Source organism: Paenibacillus faecalis (assembly GCF_900289175.1).
GTDB lineage: Bacteria > Bacillota > Bacilli > Paenibacillales > Paenibacillaceae > Paenibacillus_AQ > Paenibacillus_AQ faecalis.
In genome coordinates this window covers 1462529-1488520 of the sequence record NZ_LT985747.1, presented here as the reverse complement: position 1 = coordinate 1488520, position 25992 = coordinate 1462529, and the positions used below count along the sequence as shown (strand labels likewise).

General features: G+C 45.1%; 24 protein-coding genes. 21 read left to right on the top strand and 3 right to left on the bottom strand.

Annotation, left to right across the window (positions count from 1 at the left end):
- Positions 1–10: 10 nt before the first annotated feature.
- Entirely contained in the window at positions 11–1225 is a 1215-nt protein-coding gene (locus C8268_RS07250; RefSeq protein WP_106767048.1) for an MFS transporter, read from the top strand.
- A gap of 122 nt (positions 1226–1347) precedes the next feature.
- On the opposite strand, the gene C8268_RS07245 is transcribed toward C8268_RS07250, so the two are convergent.
- Positions 1348–2880 carry a DHA2 family efflux MFS transporter permease subunit gene (locus C8268_RS07245; RefSeq protein ID WP_106767047.1) on the bottom strand — a complete coding sequence of 511 codons (1533 nt, stop codon included), beginning with the start codon at positions 2878–2880 and terminating at the stop codon, positions 1348–1350.
- Positions 2881–2994: 114 nt separating this feature from the next.
- Here C8268_RS07245 and C8268_RS07240 point away from each other — a divergent pair, with 114 nt between their 5' ends.
- The 12 genes from C8268_RS07240 (at position 2995) to C8268_RS07190 (ending at position 14152) form a co-directional block, all read left to right on the top strand.
- Positions 2995–3765 carry a class I SAM-dependent DNA methyltransferase gene (locus tag C8268_RS07240; protein WP_106767046.1) on the top strand — a complete coding sequence of 257 codons (771 nt, stop codon included), beginning with the start codon at positions 2995–2997 and terminating at the stop codon, positions 3763–3765.
- Positions 3766–3836: 71 nt separating this feature from the next.
- Positions 3837–4058, top strand: coding sequence for a hypothetical protein (locus C8268_RS07235; RefSeq protein ID WP_106769875.1), 222 nt, complete (start codon positions 3837–3839; stop codon positions 4056–4058).
- A 236-nt stretch (positions 4059–4294) separates the two neighbouring features.
- Positions 4295–4951: a ribonuclease H gene (gene rnhA, locus C8268_RS07230; RefSeq protein ID WP_106767045.1), complete on the top strand. Its 657-nt coding sequence runs from the start codon at positions 4295–4297 to the stop codon at positions 4949–4951.
- A gap of 188 nt (positions 4952–5139) precedes the next feature.
- Complete coding sequence (locus C8268_RS22650; protein WP_158702694.1) at positions 5140–5313, top strand: hypothetical protein; 174 nt, start codon at positions 5140–5142, stop codon at positions 5311–5313.
- 376 nt (positions 5314–5689) lie between these two features.
- Entirely contained in the window at positions 5690–6625 is a 936-nt protein-coding gene (locus C8268_RS07225; protein WP_106767044.1) for a sugar-binding transcriptional regulator, read from the top strand.
- Between the two features lie 383 nt (positions 6626–7008).
- Complete coding sequence (gene deoC / locus C8268_RS07220) at positions 7009–7674, top strand: deoxyribose-phosphate aldolase (protein WP_106767043.1); 666 nt, start codon at positions 7009–7011, stop codon at positions 7672–7674.
- A gap of 39 nt (positions 7675–7713) precedes the next feature.
- Positions 7714–8109: a cytidine deaminase gene (locus tag C8268_RS07215; protein ID WP_106767042.1), complete on the top strand. Its 396-nt coding sequence runs from the start codon at positions 7714–7716 to the stop codon at positions 8107–8109.
- 112 nt (positions 8110–8221) lie between these two features.
- Complete coding sequence (locus C8268_RS07210; protein WP_106767041.1) at positions 8222–9400, top strand: NupC/NupG family nucleoside CNT transporter; 1179 nt, start codon at positions 8222–8224, stop codon at positions 9398–9400.
- A gap of 37 nt (positions 9401–9437) precedes the next feature.
- On the top strand, positions 9438–10616 hold the full coding sequence (gene deoB, locus C8268_RS07205; RefSeq protein ID WP_106767040.1) for a phosphopentomutase: 1179 nt from the start codon (positions 9438–9440) through the stop codon (positions 10614–10616).
- Positions 10617–10641: 25 nt separating this feature from the next.
- Positions 10642–11352 (top strand): purine-nucleoside phosphorylase, encoded by a 711-nt coding sequence (deoD, locus tag C8268_RS07200; RefSeq protein WP_106767039.1) that lies wholly within the window; start codon positions 10642–10644, stop codon positions 11350–11352.
- A 64-nt stretch (positions 11353–11416) separates the two neighbouring features.
- A complete protein-coding gene (locus tag C8268_RS07195; RefSeq protein ID WP_106767038.1) occupies positions 11417–12718 on the top strand; it encodes a pyrimidine-nucleoside phosphorylase in 1302 nt (433 codons plus the stop codon).
- Between the two features lie 468 nt (positions 12719–13186).
- Complete coding sequence (locus C8268_RS07190; protein ID WP_106767037.1) at positions 13187–14152, top strand: MraY family glycosyltransferase; 966 nt, start codon at positions 13187–13189, stop codon at positions 14150–14152.
- Between the two features lie 122 nt (positions 14153–14274).
- Here the strand turns inward: C8268_RS07190 and C8268_RS07185 are convergent, their stop codons facing one another.
- The gene (locus tag C8268_RS07185) at positions 14275–15228 is read right to left on the bottom strand and encodes a BadF/BadG/BcrA/BcrD ATPase family protein (RefSeq protein WP_234032690.1); all 954 of its coding nucleotides are present in this window, start codon (positions 15226–15228) and stop codon (positions 14275–14277) included.
- Positions 15229–15441: 213 nt separating this feature from the next.
- On the opposite strand from C8268_RS07185, the gene C8268_RS07180 reads away from it, so the two are divergent.
- The 8 genes from C8268_RS07180 (at position 15442) to C8268_RS07145 (ending at position 24989) form a co-directional block, all read left to right on the top strand.
- On the top strand, positions 15442–16632 hold the full coding sequence (locus C8268_RS07180) for an anhydro-N-acetylmuramic acid kinase (protein ID WP_106767036.1): 1191 nt from the start codon (positions 15442–15444) through the stop codon (positions 16630–16632).
- Between the two features lie 108 nt (positions 16633–16740).
- Complete coding sequence (locus C8268_RS07175) at positions 16741–18171, top strand: FAD-binding oxidoreductase (protein WP_106767035.1); 1431 nt, start codon at positions 16741–16743, stop codon at positions 18169–18171.
- A 14-nt stretch (positions 18172–18185) separates the two neighbouring features.
- Positions 18186–19592, top strand: a complete 1407-nt coding sequence (locus C8268_RS07170) for a (Fe-S)-binding protein (RefSeq protein WP_106769873.1) — start codon at positions 18186–18188, stop codon at positions 19590–19592.
- A gap of 222 nt (positions 19593–19814) precedes the next feature.
- Positions 19815–21113 carry an alpha-glucosidase/alpha-galactosidase gene (melA, locus tag C8268_RS07165; protein ID WP_106767034.1) on the top strand — a complete coding sequence of 433 codons (1299 nt, stop codon included), beginning with the start codon at positions 19815–19817 and terminating at the stop codon, positions 21111–21113.
- 373 nt (positions 21114–21486) lie between these two features.
- Positions 21487–22272 carry a TerC family protein gene (locus C8268_RS07160; protein ID WP_106769872.1) on the top strand — a complete coding sequence of 262 codons (786 nt, stop codon included), beginning with the start codon at positions 21487–21489 and terminating at the stop codon, positions 22270–22272.
- A 220-nt stretch (positions 22273–22492) separates the two neighbouring features.
- Positions 22493–23245, top strand: a complete 753-nt coding sequence (map, locus tag C8268_RS07155) for a type I methionyl aminopeptidase (protein ID WP_106767033.1) — start codon at positions 22493–22495, stop codon at positions 23243–23245.
- A gap of 92 nt (positions 23246–23337) precedes the next feature.
- The gene (pdxK, locus tag C8268_RS07150; RefSeq protein WP_106767032.1) at positions 23338–24144 is read left to right on the top strand and encodes a pyridoxine/pyridoxal/pyridoxamine kinase; all 807 of its coding nucleotides are present in this window, start codon (positions 23338–23340) and stop codon (positions 24142–24144) included.
- 170 nt (positions 24145–24314) lie between these two features.
- A complete protein-coding gene (locus C8268_RS07145; protein WP_106767031.1) occupies positions 24315–24989 on the top strand; it encodes a YqaA family protein in 675 nt (224 codons plus the stop codon).
- A 142-nt stretch (positions 24990–25131) separates the two neighbouring features.
- Here C8268_RS07145 and C8268_RS07140 read toward each other — a convergent pair whose 3' ends face one another.
- Positions 25132–25755 carry a hypothetical protein gene (locus C8268_RS07140; RefSeq protein WP_106767030.1) on the bottom strand — a complete coding sequence of 208 codons (624 nt, stop codon included), beginning with the start codon at positions 25753–25755 and terminating at the stop codon, positions 25132–25134.
- Positions 25756–25992: the final 237 nt, after the last annotated feature.

The window sequence follows — 25992 nt, the reverse complement described above, 5'->3', positions numbered from 1 at the left end:
GGTTACTAACATGAATATCAAGCAAAAAGGACCATTAATTTTATTGTTAACAAATTTATTTATCGCTTTCTTAGGTATGAGCCTTGTTATTCCGATCATGCCGACCCTTATGAAGGAGCTTCATTTTAGCGGCGAAATCATGGGGTATCTTATCTCGTTGTTTGCTATTGCCCAGCTTGTGACATCTCCAATAACCGGGATCTGGGTGGATCGGTTTGGCCGAAAAAAACTGATCGTGATCGGGCTGTTCATGTTCTCCGTTTCCGAGTTGATCTTTGCTGTAGGCAGCGATGTATGGGTGCTTTACCTATCCAGAATATTGGGAGGAATCAGCGCGGCGCTAATTATGCCTTCGGTGACAGCGTTTGTGGCTGATATCACAACTTTGGAGGAAAGGCCAAAGGCACTCGGTTATGTATCTGCAGCGATTAGCACAGGCTTTATTATCGGGCCGGGGATTGGGGGATATGCTGCTGAGTGGGGAGTCCGCGTTCCATTTTACCTTGCAGCTGCGGTTGCGTTGGTGGCGGCGATATTTTCACTGTTCATGTTAAAAGAACCGTTATCGCAGGAACAATTAAAGATGAATAGAGAGAAAAAAGCGAAGATTAACATTTTTGAAGAATTGAAAAAATCTACGCATTCAGTTTATTTTGTCCCGTTTATTATCATTTTTGTTCTATCTTTTGGACTGTCCGCATTTGATACGATATTCGGTTTGTTCGTGGACAACAAATTTGGTTTCACGGCTAAAGACATCGCTACTATTCTCACGGTGAGCGCGATTTTGGGAACCATCGCCCAAGTCTTTTTGTTTGACAAGCTTGTAAAGATCTTCGGAGAAAGAAAGCTTATCCAGATGTTCTTGCTCATCTCGGCCATTTTCATGGTCATATCCATCTTCGTTAGAAGCTACTGGGTGATCTTGGGTACAACTTTTGTTATGTTCCTTGCCTTTGATTTGCTTCGTCCGGCCTTAACCACCTTGCTGTCTAGAATGGCAGGCGAGGATCAAGGGTTTGTTGCTGGAATGAACTCCACTTATACAAGTTTCGGCAACATTATTGGGCCTCTTGTTGGGGGAATGTTGTTTGATGTGAATATCAACTTCCCATATACTTTCGCAGCGATTATGCTTGTCGTTGCGTGGGGACTCTCGGTGAAATGGAAGGAGAAGACTGGCGCATCTAATGCGGTTTATTCAACAGCAAGCGATAAAATCTAGAACTATTGCAAGTTACAAGCATAGGGATTGTCCTGAAGTAGACTTTTACTACTTTAAGACAATCCCTTCTTTATACTCCAAACAAAATTAGGGTCAAGAAGCTGTTGCTGTATACTTATCCGTTATGCTTTTTGAACCATTGGGGTCTGATCAGATGTTATATCTGCAGATGGTTTTGCTCGTTTGATAAACATGGCCAGCAGGAGCGCAAGTACGATGATCCCGGCAGATACGAGAAACGAATCGTTGATTCCTTCCACAGTTCCCTTGGCTGAAATTTCTTGTGTTAACGTTTGAAGCTCTTCAGCGGTAGGTTTGGCAGGCAGCTTCGACAGGGCCGATTCCATCATCGTTTCGATATGAATCTTTGTACGGTTCGACATGATTGTAACGAGCAGTGCCGTGCCGATTGCACCCGATACCTGGCTCAACGTGCTGTTCATCGCTGTCCCGTGAGGCATATAGCTCGGAGGCAGCTGATTTAACCCGTTGGTCATGATGGGCATCATGACCATAGACATTCCGAACATCCGGAAGGTATACATAAGAATCAATGTGTTGTAAGACGTTTCAAGTGTGAGCTGACTGAAAAAATAAGTTGTCACAATCGTGATGGACAACCCGGTTAAAGCCAATATTTTTGCTCCGAATTTATCGAATAACTTACCTGTAATCGGGGACATAATCCCCATAACGATTGCACCGGGAAGCATAAGTAATCCAGAGTCCAAAGGTGTAATTCCCCGGATCATTTGCAGGTAAATCGGCATGAGCAGCATGGCCGAGAACATCGCCATGTTTACCGCGACAGAGATGACGGATGCTAGTGCAAACATCGGATATCTGTACACCTGGAAGTTTAGCATAGGCTGTTTAAGTTTAAACTGGCGAAGAATAAAGTAAAGCAGTGCGATTGCCCCGATAAAAAGCGTAATATATACCTCAGCATTATTCCAGCCACCCTTTTGAAGATCGCCGGCAGCGCTAAAGCCGTATAAAATACCTCCGAAACCGATGCTGGACAAAACAATCGAGAGTACATCGAGGTTGATAGCGATCCGTTCTTTCTTGTCTTTTAGCTTGAAGAATGCCAACACCAGCACAAGGAGTGCTATTGGCCAAATAATATGAAACAGCATGCTCCAATGGTATCGACCGATAATCCAACCAGATAACGTAGGCCCGATGGCCGGCGCGAAGATCATAACAAGACCGAACATGCCCATCGCGCTGCCGCGCTTTTCAACGGGAAAGCTGGTGAGCATCACGTTCATCAGAAGCGGCATCATGATGGCTGCTCCGGAAGCCTGAATCATACGGCCCGCCAGAAGCATGGGAAAGGAAAAGGCGAAACCGCCCAAAATTGTACCGGCTGTAAATAAGCCGACCGCTGTCAGGAATAAATGTCTGACCGAGAACCGTTGGATTAAAAATGCGGTCGAAGGAATCATGATCCCGTTGATCAGCATGTAGGCTGTGGTGAGCCACTGAACCGTCGAAGGACTTTCTATTTGAAAGTCTTCCATAATTGAAGGAAGCGCAATGTTCAGCAGCGTATTGCTTAAGAAAGCGACGAAGGCCCCCGTCAATAGAATCGCGATCATCCCTAAGGGTGAGTTGGACTGACGAGAACGCCCTTTTATATTTTTAATCATTACCCAGGCCCCCTATCTATGACTCCAATAAAAATATTGTTCTATTAATGTCATAAAATTATATTATAATACAGTTAAATATCATTGCAATTAATAGAAGGGCGGTAGTGAGAGATGAGTATATATGAAACCAATTTTGAGGAATATGAGGACCCGGTTATGTATGACCTGGAAAACGCCCCCTTTTTGGACGATGTCGAGTTTCTGATGAAGTGGGCGGATCAGGTGCAAGGCCCCATCATTGATCTGGCTTGCGGTACAGGAAGAGCGACGATTCCCCTTGCTCAGCAAGGATATTCCCTTATTGGCGTTGATTTGCACGAAGGAATGCTGGAGCATGCAGCCCGGAAGTCGGAAAGACTGAAACTGCCGATTCAATGGGTGAAGCAAGATTGTTCCAGGCTTGCACTTCATCAGACCAGCAGTCTGATCTTTATGGTCGGAAACTCTTTTCAACATTTTTTAACGAACGAAGCACAGGCTGATCTTATGAACTCCATTCATCGTCACTTGGTGCCAGGCGGGAAATTTATTTTTTCTATTCGTTTTCCGAATGCAGATAAGCTGCTCATACCGCCAGAGGAAGAGTTTTGGCGTTCGTATCAGGATGATCGAGGCAGAACGGTAGATGTGTACACGATATGCCGATATGATGCGATCAGCCAAGTCCAGCATTGTACAACGATTCGCCGTACGAAAAATGAACAAGGGATCATCGAAAAGGAACATAAGACTGACATCGCTTTGCGTTTTACGTTTCCTCAGGAAATACAACGGCTGTTCGCGGAGACCGGCTTCGATGTGGTGCATACATTTGGAGATTGGCAGGAAAGTCCTTTGACTGGAAACAGTCAGAGTATGGTATATGTGTTGAAAAAAATATAAAGAATATGAACATTCGCTGAAGCGATATTGTAAAATAAGAGGTATATACGGATTAAGGGAGTGTGTGAATGATGGCTCGTACAAAAACTCAGAAGGCTATCCGCAAAGCGGAACGCGCTGGCAGCTGGTGTGCTGCAAACATGCGCAAGACCAATAATGATTATGGTGCTCTATCTCAGCATGTGAGAGTCATGCCGACAAAACAGGAAAAATTACAGAAGATTAAACACAAAAAGCGGATCGGAGACGATGGCGCTTTTTTTCATATATCGGACTTTTATGCCGTGAAATAACTTTTTAACTGTAAAAGTACATTTAAACCAGCCATGCGGTTAAGCGGGACAGGTGATTTCCTGTTGAAACATACAATACAAGCTTATTAATCTTAGATTTTTACACGGAATGTAAACTGTACCCGTCAAAGACGGCAAAGCCGTTTACCCTTATTTATATAGGTGAGGCTTTGCACTTCCTTATCACTACTGCTATAGTACGCTAGAGAGGTTGATCTTTTAGTTGGAGGGGCTTTATGGCGAAGCAGAAATATTATGTTGTATGGGTTGGAAATCAGCCCGGAATATATACAAGCTGGAATGAATGCCAGCAGCAGGTGAATCAATACAACGGTGCGAAATTTAAAGCTTTTGCATCGAAGGCAGAGGCCGAAGAAGCGTATGCAAAGGGTTGGAAAAGCTTCTGGGGCAAATCATCTCAAGGCAGCCCGATGACAAACGCCAAATCGAAAAAAAGCCGTGTGTCTGCTCAAGAGGAACCGGGTGAAATCGATTATGACAGTATTTCTGTGGATGTCGGCACACGTGGGAATCCGGGTCTGGTGGAGTATAAAGGTGTGGATACACAGACGGGAGATGTGATATTTTCCTGCGGTCCGATCCCGAATGGGACAAACAATCTGGGGGAATTTCTCGCCATCGTTCATGCACTGGCCTATCTGAAGAAGATCGGCAGTACAAAAACCGTCTATAGCGATTCTGTGAACGCTATGAAATGGGTGAAGCAGAAGAAGGCTGTCTCCACGTTGCCGCGGAACGCGTCAACGAAAGAAATATGGGATTTGGTAGACCGGGCCGAACAATGGTTGCGAAATAATACGTATGAGAATAAAGTGTTGAAATGGCAGACGAAAAGTTGGGGAGAAATTAAAGCGGATTATGGTCGCAAGTAAAGCGATCATACACAGTTTATCCCCTGTTTGTGTGTAAATCGTGAATAACATGGATGAAATGCTCCGTAAAACTGTCGGAGCATTTTTTGTTCACATGTGGATAAGGTAGGGGGGAATCTATTTTTAGAAACTTAAGGATGAGCTGTTCATAAGATATGATACGGTCTGCTTGGAAGGAGGATGATCATTTGAAGAGGGAAAAAACAAAAATGAACACCAACAACAGGCGTCCAACAGCGTCCCAATTAAAGGAGTTGGGCTTTATTTCTGCCGTGTTGGTTGTAATCGCTGCGTTGATCGGAGTGTATATTGCGTGGATGGAATTATTTACACCAGGTCAAGCAGAAATTCTGATTATTTAAGTGAGATTAGATCGAGAAGAACACAGGACTTTTCAGCTTGATGGCCGGGAATCAGAGGATTGATTTCCGGCTTTGTGATCGTTATGCATGTTTAGATCCACATTTTCCGTGGATAAGTGAGTGAATATGTGAATAAGGATGGGAATATGGGATACATAATCTTAAGTGAAGTTACATTGCGCTGTTTAACCTGTGTATAAATGAATTTTGCTCAGGGATAAATCCCGGAATATATGAACCGGATGTCGCTTTTTACAGGAGTGCTTAACGAAAACCGTGTATGGCTGCTCTCGATATTTATTCGATAAGCCTGTATAATGTACCCAATTCTTAAATACGAACGATCATTATATTAAATTAAAGTAGGTTAGATGAAATGGATAATGAAAAACAACGTTTAAGTATTGAAGCAGCAAGGTTGTACTACCTTTCGGATTTCAGTCAGCAGGACATTGCCAACAGGCTTGGCGTGTCGCGGCCAACGGTTTCAAGATTGCTTCAGTATGCCAAGGAACAGGGATATGTGCGGGTCAGCATTGTTGATCCTCTGGAAGATCTGGATGCTTTGGGGGAACAAGTCAAACGGCGTTACAAGCTGGAGCAGGTTTTGGTATGTTACAGCACTCTGAATGAATATCGCGAAATTCAGAAGCAGATCAGCAAAAAAGCGGCTGAATATTTGCATGAAACAGTGCAGGATGCGGATATTATCGGAGTGTCATGGGGTGTTACGATGCATACCATAGCACAGGAGCTTCAGCGAAAGCAGGTAAAGGGCGTTGAGGTTGTGCAGCTGAAGGGAGGCGTAAGCCACTCTCATGTCAATACATATGCTGCGGAAACCATCAATCTGTTTGCAGATGCGTATAATACGATTGCCAGATATTTGCCGCTTCCGGTCATTTTTGACCATATTGAGGTGAAGAAGATGGTGGAGGAAGACCGGCATATTCAGCGCATCATTCAGTTAGGGAAGCAGGCAAACATTGCAATTTTTACGGTAGGAACAGTACAAGAAAATGCTTTGCTGTTTCGCCTTGGTTACTTCAATGAGGAAGAAAAGAAGCTGCTGCAAAGTAACGGAGCAGGAGATATCTGCTCAAGGTTCATCGATGCTCAAGGAAACATATGCAGCGATTCCATTAACGATCGGACGGTCGGTATTGAACTGGAAGATTTGCGGAACAAGGATAAGTCCATTCTGGTAGCGGGGGGACAGAGAAAGATCGATGCAATCAAGGCAGCTCTTTACGGCAGGTATGCTAATATTTTGGTCACAGATCAGTATACGGCTCAGGCTTTATTAGGATGAATGGTATTTTTATAAATAAAATGAATATGAAAATAGCTGCCGAGACATTCTCGACAGCCTGAGCAGCTTCGAAAAGCTGCTTTTTTGCGTTATGCGTACGCTATGTGTAACTAATAATTCAATTTAAATACGATTCTTATCGATTCAACAGGGTATAAAGCTTAATATAAATACGATTTTTTCGATTCACAGAAAATTCATGCATGAACATAGATCTTTTTGCGAAAAATGACCGGTAAAACTTGCAAAAAATAACTTGAACATAATTTCATAAGTTGTTTTACATATGTTCAAAGGTATGTTATGATGGAGGCGTTAAGAGATTTAAGGTGTTTGAAAACGCTCTTGTAGCTCTTAAAACTATGAAACAGGGGTGCTGGACAATGAATATAGCAGGAATGATAGACCATACACTTCTAAGACCCGATGCTACGAAAGAGGATATTGCCAAATTGACCGAGGAGGCGAAGAAATATAAATTCGCTTCTGTGTGTATAAACCCGACGTGGGTTACGTACTCTGCTGAACAGCTGAAAGGTACAGATGTGAAAGTATGCACAGTCATCGGATTCCCTTTTGGAGCGACAACGCCATCGGTTAAGGCTTTTGAAACAAAGGAAGCAATCGCAAACGGTGCCCATGAAGTCGATACAGTCATTAATATCGGTGCATTAAAGGAGAAGAATGATGCGTTGGTATTGGATGATATCAAGGCCGTGGTTGATGCCGCTTCTGGTAAGGCTTTGGTTAAAGTCATCATTGAGACCAGCCTTTTGACGGATGAAGAGAAAGTTCGTGCTTGCCAACTCGCGGTTCAGGCAGGTGCTGATTTTGTGAAAACATCAACCGGATATTCTACAGGCGGAGCAGTAGCCGAAGATGTGGCGCTAATGCGTAAGACAGTCGGTGAGAACATCGGCGTGAAAGCTTCTGGCGGCGTACGCAGTCTGGAAGATCTGAACAAGATGATTGAAGCAGGTGCTAGTCGAATCGGTGCAAGCTCAGGCGTGAAGATAATGGAAGGCGGGCAGTCTTCTTCATCTTATTAATACATTTAAAATACCTGTCTTATGAAGGAGGAATAACTCATGAAAGACGAGTTGATTCAGGAAGCAATTGAAGCCAGAAAGCAAGCATATGCTCCATATTCCGGATTTCAGGTTGGCGCTGCCATCCAGACAGGCGGGAAGGTGTACCGGGGATGTAATATTGAGAATGCATCCTACGGACTCACCAACTGCGCCGAGCGAACAGCTGTGTTTAAAGCCGTGTCGGAGGGGAATCGGAAGATCGAGGCGATTGCTGTTGTAGCGGATACAGAAGGGGCTGTATCCCCATGTGGAGCCTGCCGTCAGGTATTAGCCGAGTTTTGCGATAGCGATACGAAAATTTATTTAACTAATCTTCATGGAAACACGGAAGAGTGGACCATATCGCAGTTGTTGCCAGGTGCATTTCAGGCGAAGGATATGGATAAAAAGTAATCGTTCCAGCGCGAACTATTTTTTTTCGAAATGTAAGCGCTTAATGAAAATTCATAAGTGAATTTTCAACATCTTGCAGATTTTAAAATGCTATCAATGGGGGAACATTACAATGAAATATTTAATCGCGATATTAGGGTTGCTTGTCGTTTTTGGGCTAGCTTTTCTGATTAGTAATGACAAGCGTAATATCCGGTACCGACCACTGGCTGTAATGGTTGGATTGCAGCTGATTTTGGGATACGCGCTGCTGAATACAAATTTTGGCGAATATCTGGTTAAGGGTATTGCTAATACATTTAAAGCTCTGCTTGATTATGCAGGGGAAGGTGTTAATTTTGTATTCGGTGGTATAGGCATTGTAGGAGATGGACCGTTTTTCCTTAATGTTTTGCTTCCGATTGTATTTATTTCGGCATTAATCGGTATTTTGCAATACATCAAGGTTCTTCCGATTATTGTGAGATTTATTGGTGTCGTATTGAGTAAAGTAAACGGTATGGGTAAACTGGAATCGTATAATGCTGTAGCATCTGCCATTTTGGGGCAGTCGGAAGTTTTTATTTCCATAAAAAAGCAGATTGGGCTTATTCCGAAACATCGGATGTATACACTGTGTGCTTCTGCGATGTCTACCGTTTCGATGTCGATCGTTGGTGCATATATGACGATGATCGAGCCAAGATATGTTGTTACTGCGCTTGTGCTGAACTTGTTTGGCGGATTCATTATCGCTTCCATCGTGAATCCTTACAAAGTAACTGAGGAAGAGGATATTCTGGAGGTTCAAGAAGACAAGAAGCAGTCCTTCTTCGAGATGCTTGGCGAATACATTATGGACGGGTTCAAGGTAGCCATCACGGTGGCTGCGATGCTGCTTGGATTTGTCGCATTGATCGCCATGATTAACGGTATTTTTGATGGGATCTTCGGAATTACTTTCCAGGAAATGCTTGGATATGTGTTTGCTCCAGTTGCCTTTGTGATGGGTATACCTTGGAAAGAAGCGGTCGATGCAGGCAGTATTATGGCTACGAAGCTCGTATCAAATGAGTTTGTTGCCATGCTGCAGCTGTCGGAATTTAGCGGTATGACTGAGCGTACGACCGGTATTGTTTCCGTGTTCCTCGTATCCTTTGCGAACTTCTCCTCCATCGGTATTATTTCCGGTGCGGTGAAGGGATTGCATGAGGAACAAGGAAATGTCGTTGCTCGCTTTGGATTAAAACTGTTGTACGGTGCAACCCTGGTAAGTGTGCTGTCAGCAACGATTGCAGGACTATTCCTGTAATATAAAATCATAATAAAGAGAGCTGGGGGAATGTGGAATGGAACAATTTAAACGGATTCATCTGATCGTACTGGACTCAGTAGGCATTGGCGAAGCTCCCGATGCGGCTGCATTTGATGACGTAGGTTCTGATACGCTAGGACATATCGCCCGCGAATGCGGCGGCTTGAACATGCCGAATATGTCTGCGCTAGGTCTGTCTAATATCCGTCAGATCGAAGGAATTCCAACAGCCGATAAGCCGCGCGCTTATTTTACAAAAATGCAGGAAGCTTCAAATGGCAAAGACACGATGACCGGACACTGGGAAATCATGGGTCTTTACATTGATAAACCGTTTCGTGTATTTCCAGATGGCTTCCCGGATGAGCTGATTACCCGAATTGAAGAGAAGACAGGGCGAAAGGTGATCGGCAACAAGCCGGCCAGCGGCACGGCCATTATTGAAGAACTTGGCGAAGAGCATGTCAAGACAGGAGCGCTTATTGTGTATACCTCAGCCGATTCTGTTCTGCAGATTGCAGCACATGAAGAGGTTGTGCCTTTAGAGGAATTGTACGAGATCTGTGAGTTCTGCCGTGAAATTACGTTGGATGATCCTTATATGTTAGGACGTATCATCGCCCGTCCATTCGTGGGAGAAGTCGGACAGTTCAAGCGAACAGCTAACCGTCATGATTATGCGCTTAAGCCGTTTGGACGTACCACGATGAATGAGCTGAAAGACGCAGGCTTCGATGTGATTGCCATCGGGAAAATTTCGGACATATATGATGGTGAAGGAATCACGGAAGGAATCAGAACCGTCTCTAACATGGATGGCATGGACAAAGTAGTTTCAACGATGGATAAAGCGTTTCACGGTCTTAGCTTTGTAAATCTCGTTGATTTTGATGCGGTGTATGGACATCGCCGCGATCCGAAAGGATACGGTCAGGCATTGGAGGAGTTTGATGCTCGTCTGCCTGAGGTATTCGACAAAATGACAAACGATGATCTGTTAATTATTACAGCGGACCATGGTAACGATCCTACATTTAAGGGAACGGACCATACTCGTGAATATGTGCCGCTTCTCATATATTCCCCTCGATTTGCTGAAGGGAAGGAGCTGCCGCTTCGTAAGACATTTGCGGATATCGGAGCTACAATAGCCGATAACTTTGGCGTAACCAAGCCGGAATATGGAACAAGCTTTTTGAAGGATCTTAAATAAGATTAGAACGGGGAGGAAGGAAAACATGAGTACACATATTGGAGCAAAGCCGGGAGACGTTGCTGAATCCATACTGCTGCCTGGAGATCCGCTTCGGGCGAAGTACATTGCGGACACCTACCTGGAGGATGTTGTCTGCTACAACGAAGTACGCGGAATGCTTGGCTTTACCGGAACGTACAAAGGAAAGCGTGTGTCGGTGCAAGGTTCAGGGATGGGTGTGCCATCCATTGCGATCTATGTAAATGAGCTTATTTCTGAATATGGTGTGAAAAATCTGTTTCGCGTCGGGACTTGCGGCGCAATGCAGCAGCATGTACGTGTTCGTGATGTGATTTTAGCCCAGGCTGCTTGTACGGATTCTGGAATGAACCGACATCATTTTCAAGGCTATGATTTCTCGCCGATTGCCAGCTTTCCGTTGCTGAAATCAGCCTATGAGCGTTGCGTAGACAAAGGACTAAACCCGCATGTAGGTAATGTATTTACTTCTGACGTGTTCTATCGCGAAGATAAATCAGCTGTTCAAAAATTGATGGATCACGGAGTTTTGGGTGTAGAGATGGAGACGACCGCTTTGTATACGATCGCAGCGAGAAAAGGAGTCAATGCTTTGACGATTTTGACGGTTAGTGATCATCTTCTGACAGGGGAAGAAACGACAGCTGAAGAACGTCAAGTGACATTTAACGAGATGATGGAAGTGGCTCTGGATACGGCAACATCCATTTCATAAAGTGATTCTTAAGTTTTTATGCTTATTCAAAATATATCAATGCAAATAGTGAGGAGAATGTGCGATGAGAATGGTTGATTTGATTGCGAAGAAGCGCGACGGCAAGGAACTGACAACGGAAGAGATCAATTTCTTCATCGACGGATACACTAAAGGCGAAATTCCGGATTATCAGGTTAGCGCGATGGGGATGGCTATCTTTTTCAAAGATATGACGGATCGTGAACGTGCAGACTTAACGATGGCGATGGTGAACTCTGGTGAGACGATTGATCTGTCTGCGATTGAAGGTATCAAGGTAGATAAGCACTCTACCGGCGGCGTAGGCGATACAACAACACTCGTACTGGCCCCCCTCGTAGCTGCACTGGATATTCCGGTGGCAAAGATGTCCGGACGCGGGCTCGGCCACACCGGTGGTACAATTGATAAGCTGGAATCCATTGAAGGCTTCCATGTGGAGATTAGCAAAGAGGAGTTTATCAATCTGGTTAATAAACATAAAATTGCTGTAATCGGTCAAACCGGGAACCTGACTCCTGCCGATAAAAAGCTGTATGCCTTGCGTGATGTTACCGCAATCGTTGATTCTATTCCGCTCATTGCAAGCTCGATCATGAGTAAGAAGATTGCCGCCGGCTCTGACGCGATTGTACTGGACGTAAAAACCGGTGCAGGCGCATTTATGAAAACGGTGGAAGATGCGAAGGAATTAGCACATGCGATGGTCAGCATCGGTAACAATGTCGGCCGTAAGACGATGGCGGTTATTTCCGATATGAGCCAGCCGCTTGGAGTGGCAATCGGTAACTCTCTAGAGGTACAGGAAGCGATTGATACACTTCGCGGCAAAGGACCTAAGGATTTGGAAGAGCTGTGCCTAGCTTTGGGCAGACAGATGGTATTCCTGGCGAACAAAGCTGAATCGTTGGAAGAAGCTGAAGAGAAGCTGAAGGAAGTTATCCGTAACGGCAAGGCGCTTGAGAAATTCAAGGAGTTTATTGCAAACCAGGGTGGAGATCGGTCTGTAGTCGATCATCCTGAAAAATTGCCGCAAGCGAAGTATAAAATCGAGCTGCCTGCTCTTGAGGACGGTATGGTTTCCGAACTCGTTGCCGATGAAATCGGAACAGCTGCTATGCTGCTTGGAGCGGGACGTGCAACGAAGGAATCCGAAATCGATCTGGCTGTCGGTCTCATGCTGAACAAGAAGATAGGCGATACTGTGAAAAAAGGTGAATCTTTGGTGACGATTCATGCCAACCGTGAAAACGTGGATGATGTAAAAGAAAAGTTGTATGCAAGCATCCGGATCTCGGATCATGCAGAAGCACCTGTTCTGGTGCATGATATCGTAACTGAATAAATGGGAATGCCCTGCCGGTATTTTTCCGGTAGGGTTTTCTTTTTGATAGAGCACCCGCTAGACATTTGATCCTGTGTATCAGCCTGCAGGAACTTTTGGTCATATTCCTTGGGAGCCGCTCATATATTTGGTAATGGGGAAAGGTAAGTAAGGCAGTTTTTTGGCGGGAGAGAGAAGTCGTCCGGAAGAGCCATCCTGATTAGGGGGGCGGACGGTTATGACAATCGATCAGCTGATTGCTTTGCTGGCACTTATCGTTATGATCATCGGACTGGCAGTGAACAAGAGTAAATCATAAGCAAGTCCGGTTGAGGGCAAATTAGCCCTCTTTCTTTTTGTTTTCACAGGGGAAGCATGGATAATCTTTAAAAATGATATGTGTATGTGATATTGCTAGATTTCCCGGAAAGTCATATACTGTGATTAATCGTAAATGTACTCCATATTTCAACAACTTAGGAGGAAATCATGCTTTATCTTTTTGCATTTGTCGTTTCTATACTGCTCGTGCTTCTGCTGATTCCGCCATTTCGCAAGCTGGCTGTCAAGATAGACTTTGTAGATAAACCCCGACCTGACAGTGAACGCAAAATTCACCGTGAGCCTATTCCGCTTACCGCGGGCTTGGCGATATTTCTCGGATTTTTTATTACATATTTTATATTTATAGACTCCATTACGAAAGAAGCCATTGGAATCTTTCTTGGCAGTGTGCTTATTCTGGGCATCGGTATGGTCGATGACTGGTACAAAACCCATGGCAAGGAGCTGGCTTCTCTGCCCAAGCTGATCGTTCAGGTGTGCGCAGCCATTATCGTATACAGCTCAGGCATTGCCTTTGAAGGTTTTAATAATCCGTTTAATGGCCAGTACATTAATTTACCGGAATGGCTGCAACTGGTGCTTACCATTCTGTGGATTTTCGGCGTTACCACCGTCATCAACTTTTCGGACGGTATTGACGGATTGGCTGGCGGACTCTCGGCTATTTCGGGAGGGACGCTGTTTGTGGTCGCCATGACAATGGGAAGAGGAGACTCGGCGCTGATCGCTGTCATTCTGATAGGTGCTGCTCTTGGGTATCTGCGATACAACAAGCCGCCGGCAAGAGTGTTTATGGGGGATGCAGGAGCTACATTCCTTGGGTTTATTCTCGGTATTATCGCGCTTGATGGAGCATTTAAGGGAGCGACGCTTCTGTCCTTGTTCGTTCCGATCTTTGCTCTGGGCGTTCCGATTTTCGATAACGTTTTGGTCGTGATTCGAAGAATACGCGAGTCCAAACCGATTTACAAGGCGGATGCGTCTCAAGCCCATTATCGACTGCTTGCGATCGGTTTGAATCAGAAACAGACACTGGTTTTTCTCTGCTTGCTGAACCTGTGTTTTGGATTAACGGCAATCATTCTGGCTTTAACTGAAGCCGGAGTTTAGCCGGTTTTTCTATGAGGGGTGTCTCAAAAGGTGATTTGAGACACCCTTTTTGTTGTAAGATCCTTTCCGTTTGGGTCCACAGAAAATGATTACACAACATGCGTGAAGCGCGTCTTCTTAACTCAAGCTTGCTCTGAGAACAGCTTTCTGGCCAGCAGAGCTGCACCATCCGCAGGAGTAAGATCATTCTCTTCATCCATAAATGATAAGGCAGGAAAACGATTTACTAGAGCCTCGCGAAACGCATGGCGGAATATAGAAGAGTGCTTGAATATGGAGCCGGTGCATACTACCTCGGCTGCCTCAAGCTCAGGGTCCCGTCCGATCAGCACGGTGGTGGTATCTGCCAGTTCAATCGCTTGCGCCTGCAATATGCCTTGAGCCAGCTCATCACCGTCTTTAGATGCCTCAATGCAATGACGGGCAAAAGCGGCAATGTCATTTCTTCCAATAGTCGATTGGTAGACATACGCTTTTAACTCTGAAATATGTTTGAAGCTATATGCATCTATAATGCGCTCCGTCATTGATGTAGCTGGCAGCATCCCTTCAAGGCTTTTAATGACGGTCTTCAGTGTAAGAAGTCCGATCTGGTAACCGCTGCCTTCATCACCGAGAATATGTCCCCAGCCGCCGACTCGATAATGCTTTCCTTTTTTCGTAATGCCATAGGTGTTGGAGCCCGTTCCTGAGATGACCAAAATACCGTATTCCCGTTCCAGGGACGCCATTAATGATATTTCTGCCTCGGTTTTAATCGATATAGGGAATGAGAAATGATGCTTCTGCTGATATGAGCGGAGAAAGGAGATGACGTTATTCTTTTCTTCCGGTGTACTTATGCCAGACATGCCTAAACAGATGCCTTTGATGAATGCATCGGGATAAGATAGGAATAAAGGCTTTGCCACATGATCTAGAACGCTGGAAAGCTCCTGCATGGCACCCTCAAACGTGACGACATATGGATTGGTGGAGCTCCCTAAATATCGGGATAACACGTTACCATGGCTGTCTATAGCGGCCGCTTCTGTTTTCGTACCGCCACCGTCAACCCCTAAAAAAATATCCATCATTATCACTTCGCTTTCCTTTTCAGTATAGGAGAAAAACGCAAATATGTAAAATAAAATTTTAAAAAATACAATAATCAATTGAAATATTATTTCATACATTTTATAATAAACACAATCTTACTTTTTGAAAGCGATATCATTTTCTTGTTGGGATTTATTTTTGACAGCATTCCTTTTGATCTCATTTAAAGGCTGGAGGAGGGGGTTGCGGTTATGATCGTATCTGGATGGGGGAAGGATACGCCGGTCGTTGTCGTCGGACTCATGTCGGGAACTTCGTTGGATGGCATCGATGCGGCTGTCGTTCTAATAAAAGGAAGTGGATTGCAGACAGAGGTAGAACTTCTTCATTATGCAAACACACCGTATGATGCAGCAACCAGGGAGAAGTTGAAGCTGCTGTGTAGTAGAGAACATTCCAGCAGTGCTTTAATATGCAGCATGAATGCTTATTTGGGCAGTCTGTTTGGCGAAGCTGCTCTGCAAGCTGTATCGGAAGCCAAGTTATCCATCGATGACATACATTTGATCAGTTCGCACGGTCAAACGGTATGGCATATTCCTGAAAGGGAGAGCGATGATCGTTATTCGGTTCCATCCACACTGCAGATTGGTGACATATCGGTTATAGCCAAGCATACCGGAACCATGGTTGTTGGTGATTTCAGACCTGCGGATATGGCCGTAGGCGGACAAGGTGCACCGCTTGTTCCCTATGGTGATTTTATTCTGTTTCGAGATGAACATAAAGGGCGTTTGCTTCAAAATATTGGAGGTATCGGGAACTGCACAGCCATTCCTGCTTGCGCGGAACCAGCTGAAATACTCGCTTTTGATACGGGGCCTGGCAATATGGTTATAGATGAAGCGGTTCAGGTTTTGTCTGAAGGCCGCCTATCTTACGATGAAGGAGGGCGCTGGGCTGCTCAGGGTAAGGCTGACGATGTGCTTTTGGCGGAAATGATGTCACATCCTTATTTTGATACGTCTCCTCCAAAATCAACAGGCAGAGAGCTGTTTGGCAAGGCCTATACATCCTGGTTTCTGGAGACAGCTCGGCAGCAAAGTCTTTCGGATGCGGATATCATAGCGACCGCCACGGCGTTTACGGCACATTCTATTGCAGACAGTTACCGAAAGTATGTGTTTCCAAAGTGCAGCATTGATGAAGTGATTGTTACTGGCGGGGGCGCTCACAATTTAGAGCTGCTTCGGATGGTATCCGAGCTGCTGCCGAATCAGAAGGTGCTGACGTCTGCACAGCTTGGCTTTCATGATGATGCGAAAGAAGCTGTTATTTTTGCACTGCTGGGCAATGACTTCATGCATGGCATTCCGAATAATTTGCCGGCGGCAACAGGCGCGAAGCGTCCCACAGTGATGGGGAAATTGGCTTTGCCGTAGAGGACCGGATTATATACAGCTGATATTTTATGTATGGTTTTTGATTTAAGGAAGGGCTTGTAGAAAAGGGAACAGGAGAGAGTGCTGTAGAAGAGAGGGTGAGGAGCTGTGCTTAAGCCGCATATTCGAGAGCAATTAGCCGCGGTTGTTGGAGATAAGTGGATAAAGGGTGATCCGGAAAGTCTTGTTTCATACAGTTATGATGCTACTCCGCTGTATCAGTCGATGCCCGATGGGGTTGTTTTTCCTGGAAGCACACAGGAGGTTTCTGACATTGTAAAAATATGTGCTGCGAACAGAATTCCGATTGTCGGAAGAGGGGCCGGCAGCAATCTGTGCGGGGGAACTGTGCCGCTTCAAGGCGGTCTTATCGTCGTGATGACTCGAATGAACAAGCTGCTTGAAATCGATGCGGACAATCTGACCGCAACTTTTCAGACGGGGTTGAATACGAAGCAATTCCATCAAACCGTAGAGCAATCAGGGCTGTTTTATCCACCGGACCCGAGCAGTATGATCATTTGTACGATGGGCGGAAACATTGCGCTTGGAGCAGGTGGACTAAGGGGACTGAAATACGGCACAACAAAGGATTACGTATTGGGACTGGAGGCAGTGCTTCCAGATGGAAGCATTATGCGGACAGGCGGCAAGCTGGTAAAAGACGCAGCCGGGTATGATCTGACCCGTCTTTTGGTTGGCTCCGGCGGTACGCTCGCTATTTTGACAGAAGCTACAGTTAAGCTGATTCCAAAGCCGGCTTACCGGCGCGCGATGGTTGCCGTTTATGATGATTTATATGCAGCCGCACGCACAGTATCCAATATTATTGCGAATCATATTTTTCCTTGTACTTTGGAATTTATGGATCAGCCGACCCTTCAGGTTGTCGAGGATTTTGCAAAGATCGGTCTTCCGGTGCACGCCAAAGCTATGTTAGCGATTGAGCAGGATGGAAACAGGGAGGACGTAGAGCGTGATTTAAAACAAATCGAGGAGATTTGTTTGGAATCCGGGGCTGTCCAGCTGAAAATTGCGGCTACACCGGAAGAAGGGTTCAAGGTGATGGAGGCCCGGCGAAGCGCGCTCGCGGCATTGTCACGTTTGCGCCCGACGACCATTCTTGAGGACGCAACTGTTCCGCGCTCCAATATTGCCGACATGGTGCTTGAAGTACAGCGTATAGCCCAGAAATACAATGTGCAGATCTGTACATTTGGCCATGCGGGGGATGGAAATCTACATCCGACAGCGATGACGGATGCGAGAAACCCGGAGGAAATTGAAAGAGTGGAGCAAGCATTTGCCGAGATTTTCGAGGCGGCGATCAAGCTGGGCGGTACGATTACGGGAGAACACGGCGTAGGGATTGTAAAGGCTCCGTATTTGGAATGGAAGGTTGGTGCTGCCGGGCTCGACATGATGAAACGGATTAAAGATGCGATTGATCCGGCAGGCATTATGAATCCAGGCAAAATGTTCGCTGAGACGAGAAAGCGGATTGTGGTACAGGAGCGTTCTAAGTTAACAGAAGTATGAAGGGAATGACTGGAATGGAACAATCACACAGTGCACTTGCCAGACGGATGAAGCTGATGCTGGATGAAGAACAGCTGACCAATTGCATGCGCTGCGGCTTTTGCCAGATGGCCTGTCCGACTTTTCTGGAGACCGGGCTTGAAGCGGCATCGCCGCGTGGGCGGATTGCCTTGATGAAAGCGGTCGTAGACGGGATTATGGAACCTGATGAAACCTTCCAGAGCCAGATGGATCTTTGTCTTGGCTGCCGTGCCTGTGAGCCTGCTTGTCCATCGGATGTGAAATACGGACGTCTTATTGAACAGACGCGGGAAGCCATTACGCAAGAAAAAAAGTTCTCCATGCCTGTAAAGCTGGCCCGAAAGACTTTTTTGCAAGGGATATTTCCGCATAAAGGCCGGCTTAAATTTATGGGCAAGAGTCTAAGGTTTTATCAACGGTCAGGATTGCAGAATTTCGCCCGTACTTCCGGCGCGATGAAGATGTTTCCGCCGCATCTTCAAGAGCTGGAGAAGGTGATTCCAGAGGTAACGGGAGACGGATTGACGGACCTTTGGGGAAAATCGGGTTTCCCGGCGCGTAACGAGAAGACTTCATCTGGATCGGATGTGCTCGTTATTCCGGCTGTAGGTGAAAAAGTTTCTCGTGTTGGGATGTTCCGCGGCTGCATTATGGATGTGATGTTTGCTGAAACGAATGTGAACACGGTTCGATTGCTGCGACAGGCCGGTTTTGAAGTGGTGATTCCGGAAAATCAGGTGTGCTGCGGGGCGCTGCATGCTCATGCCAGCGAGATGGAGGATGCCCGTGAATTGGCTGGACAAAACTTGATTGCATTCAAGGAAGCAGAGGTCGATTATATCGTGAGCAATGCCGGGGGATGTGGAGCGCTCCTGAAAGAATATGACCATTTAATGAAGGATGCAGCTGATCCAAGCCAGCGGGATGATGCGCACCGATTCGCCGGTCAGGTGAAAGATATTTCCGAGCTGTTACAGGATATCGGGCGTCCGTTGGTACCATTAGAGCATATACCGGGGAAAGACGTCACAGTGAAGGTGACTTATCAGGATTCCTGCCATCTCCGAAATGTAATGCGTGTTCAGGGACAGCCAAGAGAACTGATTCACCAGATGAAGGGGGTCAGTTTGTGCGAACTTCAAGGATCTGAAGTATGCTGCGGCTCGGCAGGCATTTACAATATGACGCAGCCTCAAATGTCGATGGATTTGCTTGATCATAAGATGGAACATGTGAAAGATACTCAGGCTGAAGTCGTCATTACATCCAATCCCGGCTGTTTGCTTCAAATGAAATGGGGCGTCGACCGTGCCGGAGTTTCGGATAGAATTCAGGCTGTTCATCTCGTAGACTTTTTGACAGAGCGTGTCCAGTTTGATGATCAGGAAGAGGACATGTAGACCCGATAGGGATTGTGTTTGGTTTAATTCAAAAAATTATGAGATGGCTTTTTTGAATCGGATATAAAATTATGCTATGTAAATGTCTTTATAATCGACTGAAAGCGTGTGCGTAAATGGGATTATGACATGTAATGCTGGGGTTTCTCCATGTTATTTAGGCCGCTGGGACGTTATAGTTAGATCAAGCGTAAGCCCCAGTACCTTTAGGAGGAATCATACATGTCTAAAATAACGTTTATTGGTGCAGGCAGTACGGTATTTGTCAAAAATGTGTTGGGTGATGTCATGCTAACCCCCGCACTCCAAGGCTTTGAGCTCGCTTTGTTTGATATTGACCAGGAGCGGCTTCAGGATTCGGAGCGGCTGCTTAACAACATGAAGAGCACGCTTGGCAGTACCTGTGTCATCAAGGCATACACCGACCGGAAAGAAGCGCTAAGAGGAGCCAAATACGTCATTAATGCGATCCAGGTAGGCGGCTATGACCCTTGCACCATTACGGATTTTGAAATTCCGAAGAAATATGGATTGCGTCAAACGATTGCAGATACGGTTGGGATCGGGGGGATATTCCGTAACCTGCGTACAATCCCGGTAATGCTGGATTTTGCGAAGGATATTCAGGAGGTTTGCCCGGATGCGTGGTTCCTGAATTACACGAACCCAATGGCCGTTCTGACTAATGTGATGATTAAGGCTGGCGGCGTGAAGACGGTTGGATTATGCCACAGTGTTCAGGCTTGTGTGCCAGAATTGTTCAAGGCATTGGATATGGATTCGACCGGTGTAGAGTCTAAAATTGCCGGAATCAACCATATGGCATGGCTGCTCGAAGTGAAGAAGGATGGAGTCGATTTGTATCCCGAAATAAAACGCCGTGCGGCCAAGAAGCAGAAGGAAAAGCACCACGATATGGTCCGGTTTGAGCTGATGCTTCGCTTTGGTTATTATGTGACGGAATCTTCGGAACATAATGCTGAATATCATCCGTATTTTATCAAACGCAACTACCCTGAGCTGATCGAGAAGCTAAATATCCCGCTGGATGAGTATCCGCGCCGCTGTATTAACCAGATTAACGGCTGGAAGGAAATGCGTGAGAAGTTGTTTGAACAAAAAAGCATTGAGCATTCCCGTTCCAAGGAATATGCTTCTTACATTATGGAAGCGATGGAGACCAACGTCCCGTTCAAAATCGGCGGTAATGTTATGAACACAGGCTTGATTACGAATTTGCCGAAGGAAGCTTGCGTTGAGGTGCCTTGTCTCGTAGATGCATCGGGTGTAACGCCTACGCATGTTGGAGATCTGCCTCCTCAGCTGGCTGCGCTGAACCGAACCAATATTAACACCCAGCTGCTTACCATTGAGGCGGCTCTTACCGGCAAAAAAGAACATATCTATCATGCTGCCATGCTTGATCCGCACACTTCAGCCGAGTTGTCTCTCGACGATATCGTAGCCCTTTGTGACGATCTGATTGAAGTTCACGGCAGCTGGCTGCCTTCCTTTCAATAGATTTATCTAAAAGAAATAACATATTACGAAAAGAATCTTCCTTTTCTGCACTGCTGCAGGACAGGGAGATTTTTTTCTAAAATTTGAATGATTTTATCTTGGCATAGTTTAAACAGCGTGTTATAATTCTCGTAATTAGTAAAGGGGAGTAGCTAACAACAAAGTCGTCATTCCGTGACATGATATTGTCTCCGGCTTTGTTGGCAACATTAGTTGTTTGCGAGACCTTTGCCGGTTAACGGTAAAGGTATTTTGTACTCCTGCATATTTTGGGTAAATACCTTTATCGCCGACTTTTCGGGGTAAAGGTTTTTTTGTTTTCCTTGAATCTGAAAAGAGCGGACTAATTCTAATATAGAAAGGAAAGATGCTGTTGGATACGGCACTGTTACTGGAGTATGGATGGGTTTTGCTGGTATTGATTGGTTTGGAAGGAATTCTTGCAGCAGATAATGCACTTGTCATGTCGATCATGGTGAAGCATCTTCCCGAAGATCGAAGAAAGAAAGCTTTATTTTACGGCTTGGCCGGTGCATTTGTGTTTCGATTTGCCTCTCTCTTTATTATTTCGTTTTTAGCAGATGTTTGGTACGTTCAGGCACTTGGGGCATTTTACCTGTTGTATATTAGTATCAATCATATTGTGAAGCAGTTCTTTGTGAAGAAGAAGGCTCATATGAAAGAGGCTGCACAAAAAGATGAGAATTTCTGGGTTACCGTTTTAAAAGTAGAGCTGGCGGATATCGCTTTTGCCGTTGATGCCATTTTGGCTGCCGTTGCACTTGCACTTACGTTGCCGGAAACCAGCCTTCCGCAGATCGGTGGAATGGACGGTGGACAGTTCCTAGTTATTTTAACCGGCGGTATCATTGGACTCATTATTATGCGTTTTGCAGCATCGTATTTTGTAAAGCTTCTCGAAAGAAAGCCTGGACTGGAAACGGCAGCGTTCTTAATCGTTGGATGGGTTGGGATAAAATTGGCGGTATATACGCTGGCACATCCTGAAATCGCAGTGCTTGACAAGGGTTTTCCAAAGAGTGCAGGATGGAAGCTTGTTTTCTGGGGAGTTCTGATTCTGATCGCCGTACTCGGCTGGTTCTTGTCTAAGGATAAAAGCGAGCTTACGAAAAGCGAGAGAAAGCAGCTGGAATCATAATCCAAGAAAATATGGGCATCATGAGAATGACGTGCGTTTATTGTGGTAACTTCTATATAGGAGTAATATACTAATAGCAGGCAACGCGTTTTTTATAAGCTACCAGCCTTATTGGCCGGGTGTACGGAAGCGGGCAGACCCTTGTCCGAGGAGGTGCACTGGCCGTTAAGGCTTTTTGGGCTTTTATATCGAGAAATTAATAAGGACAGGAGTGCGGTTTATGATTATTATGAAGACGAAAGAGCAAATCGCTAAGATGAAGAAGGCCGGAGAACTGCTTGCAGAGTGTCATCGACAAATTGCCGGAATGATTAGACCTGGTATCACCACGTTGGAAATCGATCGATTCGTTGAAAAATTCCTTGAGGAGCGTGGAGCTACCCCCGAGCAAAAAGGTTACCACGGCTATCCCTTTGCTACATGCGCTTCAGTTAATGACGTGGTTTGTCATGGTTTTCCGAATGATGTTCCTTTAAAGGACGGAGATATCGTTACGATTGATATGGTCGTTAATTTGGATGGATGGCTTGCAGACTCTGCTTGGTCTTATGCTGTAGGGAACATATCCGATGAAGCACGGCATCTGCTGGACGTGACCAAAAAGGCGCTTTATCTTGGGATTGAGCAGGCTGTAATCGGGAATCGGATCGGAGACATTTCACATGCAATCCAGTCCTACGCTGAATCAGAGAACTTGTCTGTAGTACGGCAGTTTGTCGGTCACGCGATTGGCCAGAGTATGCACGAAGAGCCGCAGGTTCCCCATTATGGACCTCCCCATCGCGGCCCCCGCTTGAAAGAGGGAATGGTGATTACCATTGAGCCCATGCTCAATCTCGGATCTTACGGGTGCAAGATCGATGCGGATGGCTGGACAGCACGAACGGTAGATGGAAAATGGTCGGCGCAGTATGAGCATACGCTGGCTATTACGAAGGACGGCCCGCTGATCCTTACGGATCAAGAGATATAATTACTTTTCTATAGCTTAAAACCGTTATTTTTTTTAAAATAATAGGAAAACTGTAATTGAGTAATCATCTTACGCATGAGGGGACAAAGAACATGACAATTAAAAAAGCTTTAACGGTTGCAGGCTCGGATACTAGTGGCGGTGCCGGCATTCAGGCGGATTTGAAAACGTTCCAGGAATTTGATGTTTACGGTATGACCGCTCTGACCACGATTGTGTGCATGGAGCCAGAAACATGGGATCATCAAGTATTTCCGGTAGCTTTGGATATTGTGGAAACACAGCTCAAAACGGTCATTGAAGGCATCGGAATAGACGCCATGAAGACAGGGATGCTTGGCTCGGTTGAAATTATAGAGCTTGTCTCACAGTATATTGATCATTACAATCTGAAGCGGGTTGTGATCGATCCTGTAATGGTATGCAAGGGCACAGACGAAGTGCTCCAGCCAGAGAACACCGAAGCGATGATTGAATTTTTGCTGCCGCGCGCAGATCTTGTAACACCTAACTTGTTCGAAGCTTCGCAGCTTGCAAAATCCGGACCGATCAAGACGCTAGAGCAGATGCAGGAAGCGGCAGCTGTGATCCATGAAAAGGGAGCCAAGAACATTCTGATTAAAGATAGAGGAAAAATTCAAGCCGGCAAGGCGATGGATCTTCTATATGACGGCAGCAAATTTGAATGGTTTGAAGTGGATGCAATTTCCACTCCATATACACACGGTGCAGGCTGTACTTCATCCGCCTCCGTGACAGCAGGGCTTGCCAAAGGGCTTACTGTTCGGGAATCTGTTCAGCAGGCGAAGCTCTTCATAACACAGGCGATTTCAAATGGATTCCGATTGAACAAATTTGTAGGTCCTACACGTCATTCCGCTCACCGCAGAACCGAGTAACATTCTGATATCTATGTTATCTAGAAGAAATGCCTTGAACCTGATATAGGATGCAAGGCGTTTCTTTTTTAGTTATGTGCATATACATTATTTATAACAAGAAATTATGTGATATACTTCAAATTAAGGTTCTTTTTAGAGACATAAGAAAAATGTTTAGGGGTTGGGATATGTTTCAGGATGTTCTGGATTTTTTAATGACATTTGGTCCATGGGGATTGTTTATTCATTCATTTTTTGATGCAGTGATTTTTCCGATTCCTGCTTTCTTTCTGCAAGTTTCTTTAAGTATGCTTCACCCGTCATCCGCTCTGTGGCTAGCGACATACGGTTTTATTGGCTGTTTGCTGGGCACGCCTTTTGGATATCTGATCGGTAAGGTGCTGGGAAAATCAGTCATGTACAAATTATTAAAAAAGAAATGGATCGATGCTGCGACAAATCTGTTCACAAAGAACGGCGAAGCGGCTATTCTGGTTGGTTCATTTACACCGATACCATTTAAAGTATTTACGATCCTGTCCGGTTGTCTTAATTTTCCGCTGTGGAAGCTTATGGTGTACGCTGCTATAGGCCGAGCCACCAAATTTTATGTTGTTGGACTTCTCTTCTACTTATACGGAAAATCAGCCGAAGGTATGGTGGAAAACGTATCTCTTTACATTTTTCTTATAGCGGTTCCAATATTACTGCTTGGTGTGTATTGGAATCGGAGACGTAAGCGTAAGCGCGAGCTTGAGCGTGAGGCCCAGACTGTAATCGAGAGTGAGAATGAGAAAGAGGATGAAAAAGTAAATACGGTTCTCGAGACCAAAGTTCCAGAACAACAGACTCCATCAGCATAATTATACAGTTTTTTTGAAAAATATAAGCCAGAAAAATATAAGCCTTGAATGAAAGAAGCAGCCGGATCATCCAGCTGCTTCTTTATTTGTTATTGTCTTCTACTGAGCATTTTCATATTATCGATCTACATCCCTATGTAATCTAACTCAGCTTTCTGAATCTGAAAATTTTCCCTTTGTTCTCGTTGTTTGTCACAGGATGATAAATAGAAGTAGAGGAAAAGGATGAGTCCGCTATATTTTTCAAATAACCTTGAAGAGATCCCTGATAGACTTCAATTAACTGTGATGAATTGGAGAAATCTTCTGGTGTGACGAGATGTGGAGGTTTATCGACCAGATTGAGTCCGGCACGCTCCAAGACAGTGGCTACAAAGTGAGAACAGAAATAAGCATCTGCTCGATCGATATGAAGTCGAAATAATATTCCCAACAATCCGAGCAAGTTGTACCTATACCGATCTTGATTACGCATCATTTCTATGACCAGGTTGTACATGCACTGGTAATCATGACTGCTCACACGCAATCGATAAACAGCGCATTCCGAGTTGCGAAAGAAGGGAGCTCTAAGATTCTCGCGGACCAGACCGGCAATGAACGGATTGTTCGCTTGTTTACGACCGAAGCTGTAAACTTCATGCAGATCGGAATCAAACGCGATAGAAGCGTGATTCAGCTGGGCATTCGTAAAACATTGGATCATCCTGCTGAACCAGGTTCCAGTGTTGGTGAGCACGATCCAAATATTGTGTTCCTTATACATACTCGCAAACTCCTTTTTAACTTTCCAAAACCTGTATTCATATATGCTTGCTTCTTTCACAATATACGAAAAGAGCTTTCTATTCAAGTCAAAAAGCCCCACTTTTTTTCAAATCAGTTATTATACCACTTATTTAAAAAGAGATTTCAGAAGAGTAACAATAAAGGAGAAAGGGGGAATGATGCTATGACATTTTTCTCTTAAAAATGTCGATTACAGTAATGCGTTGAAGGAGAA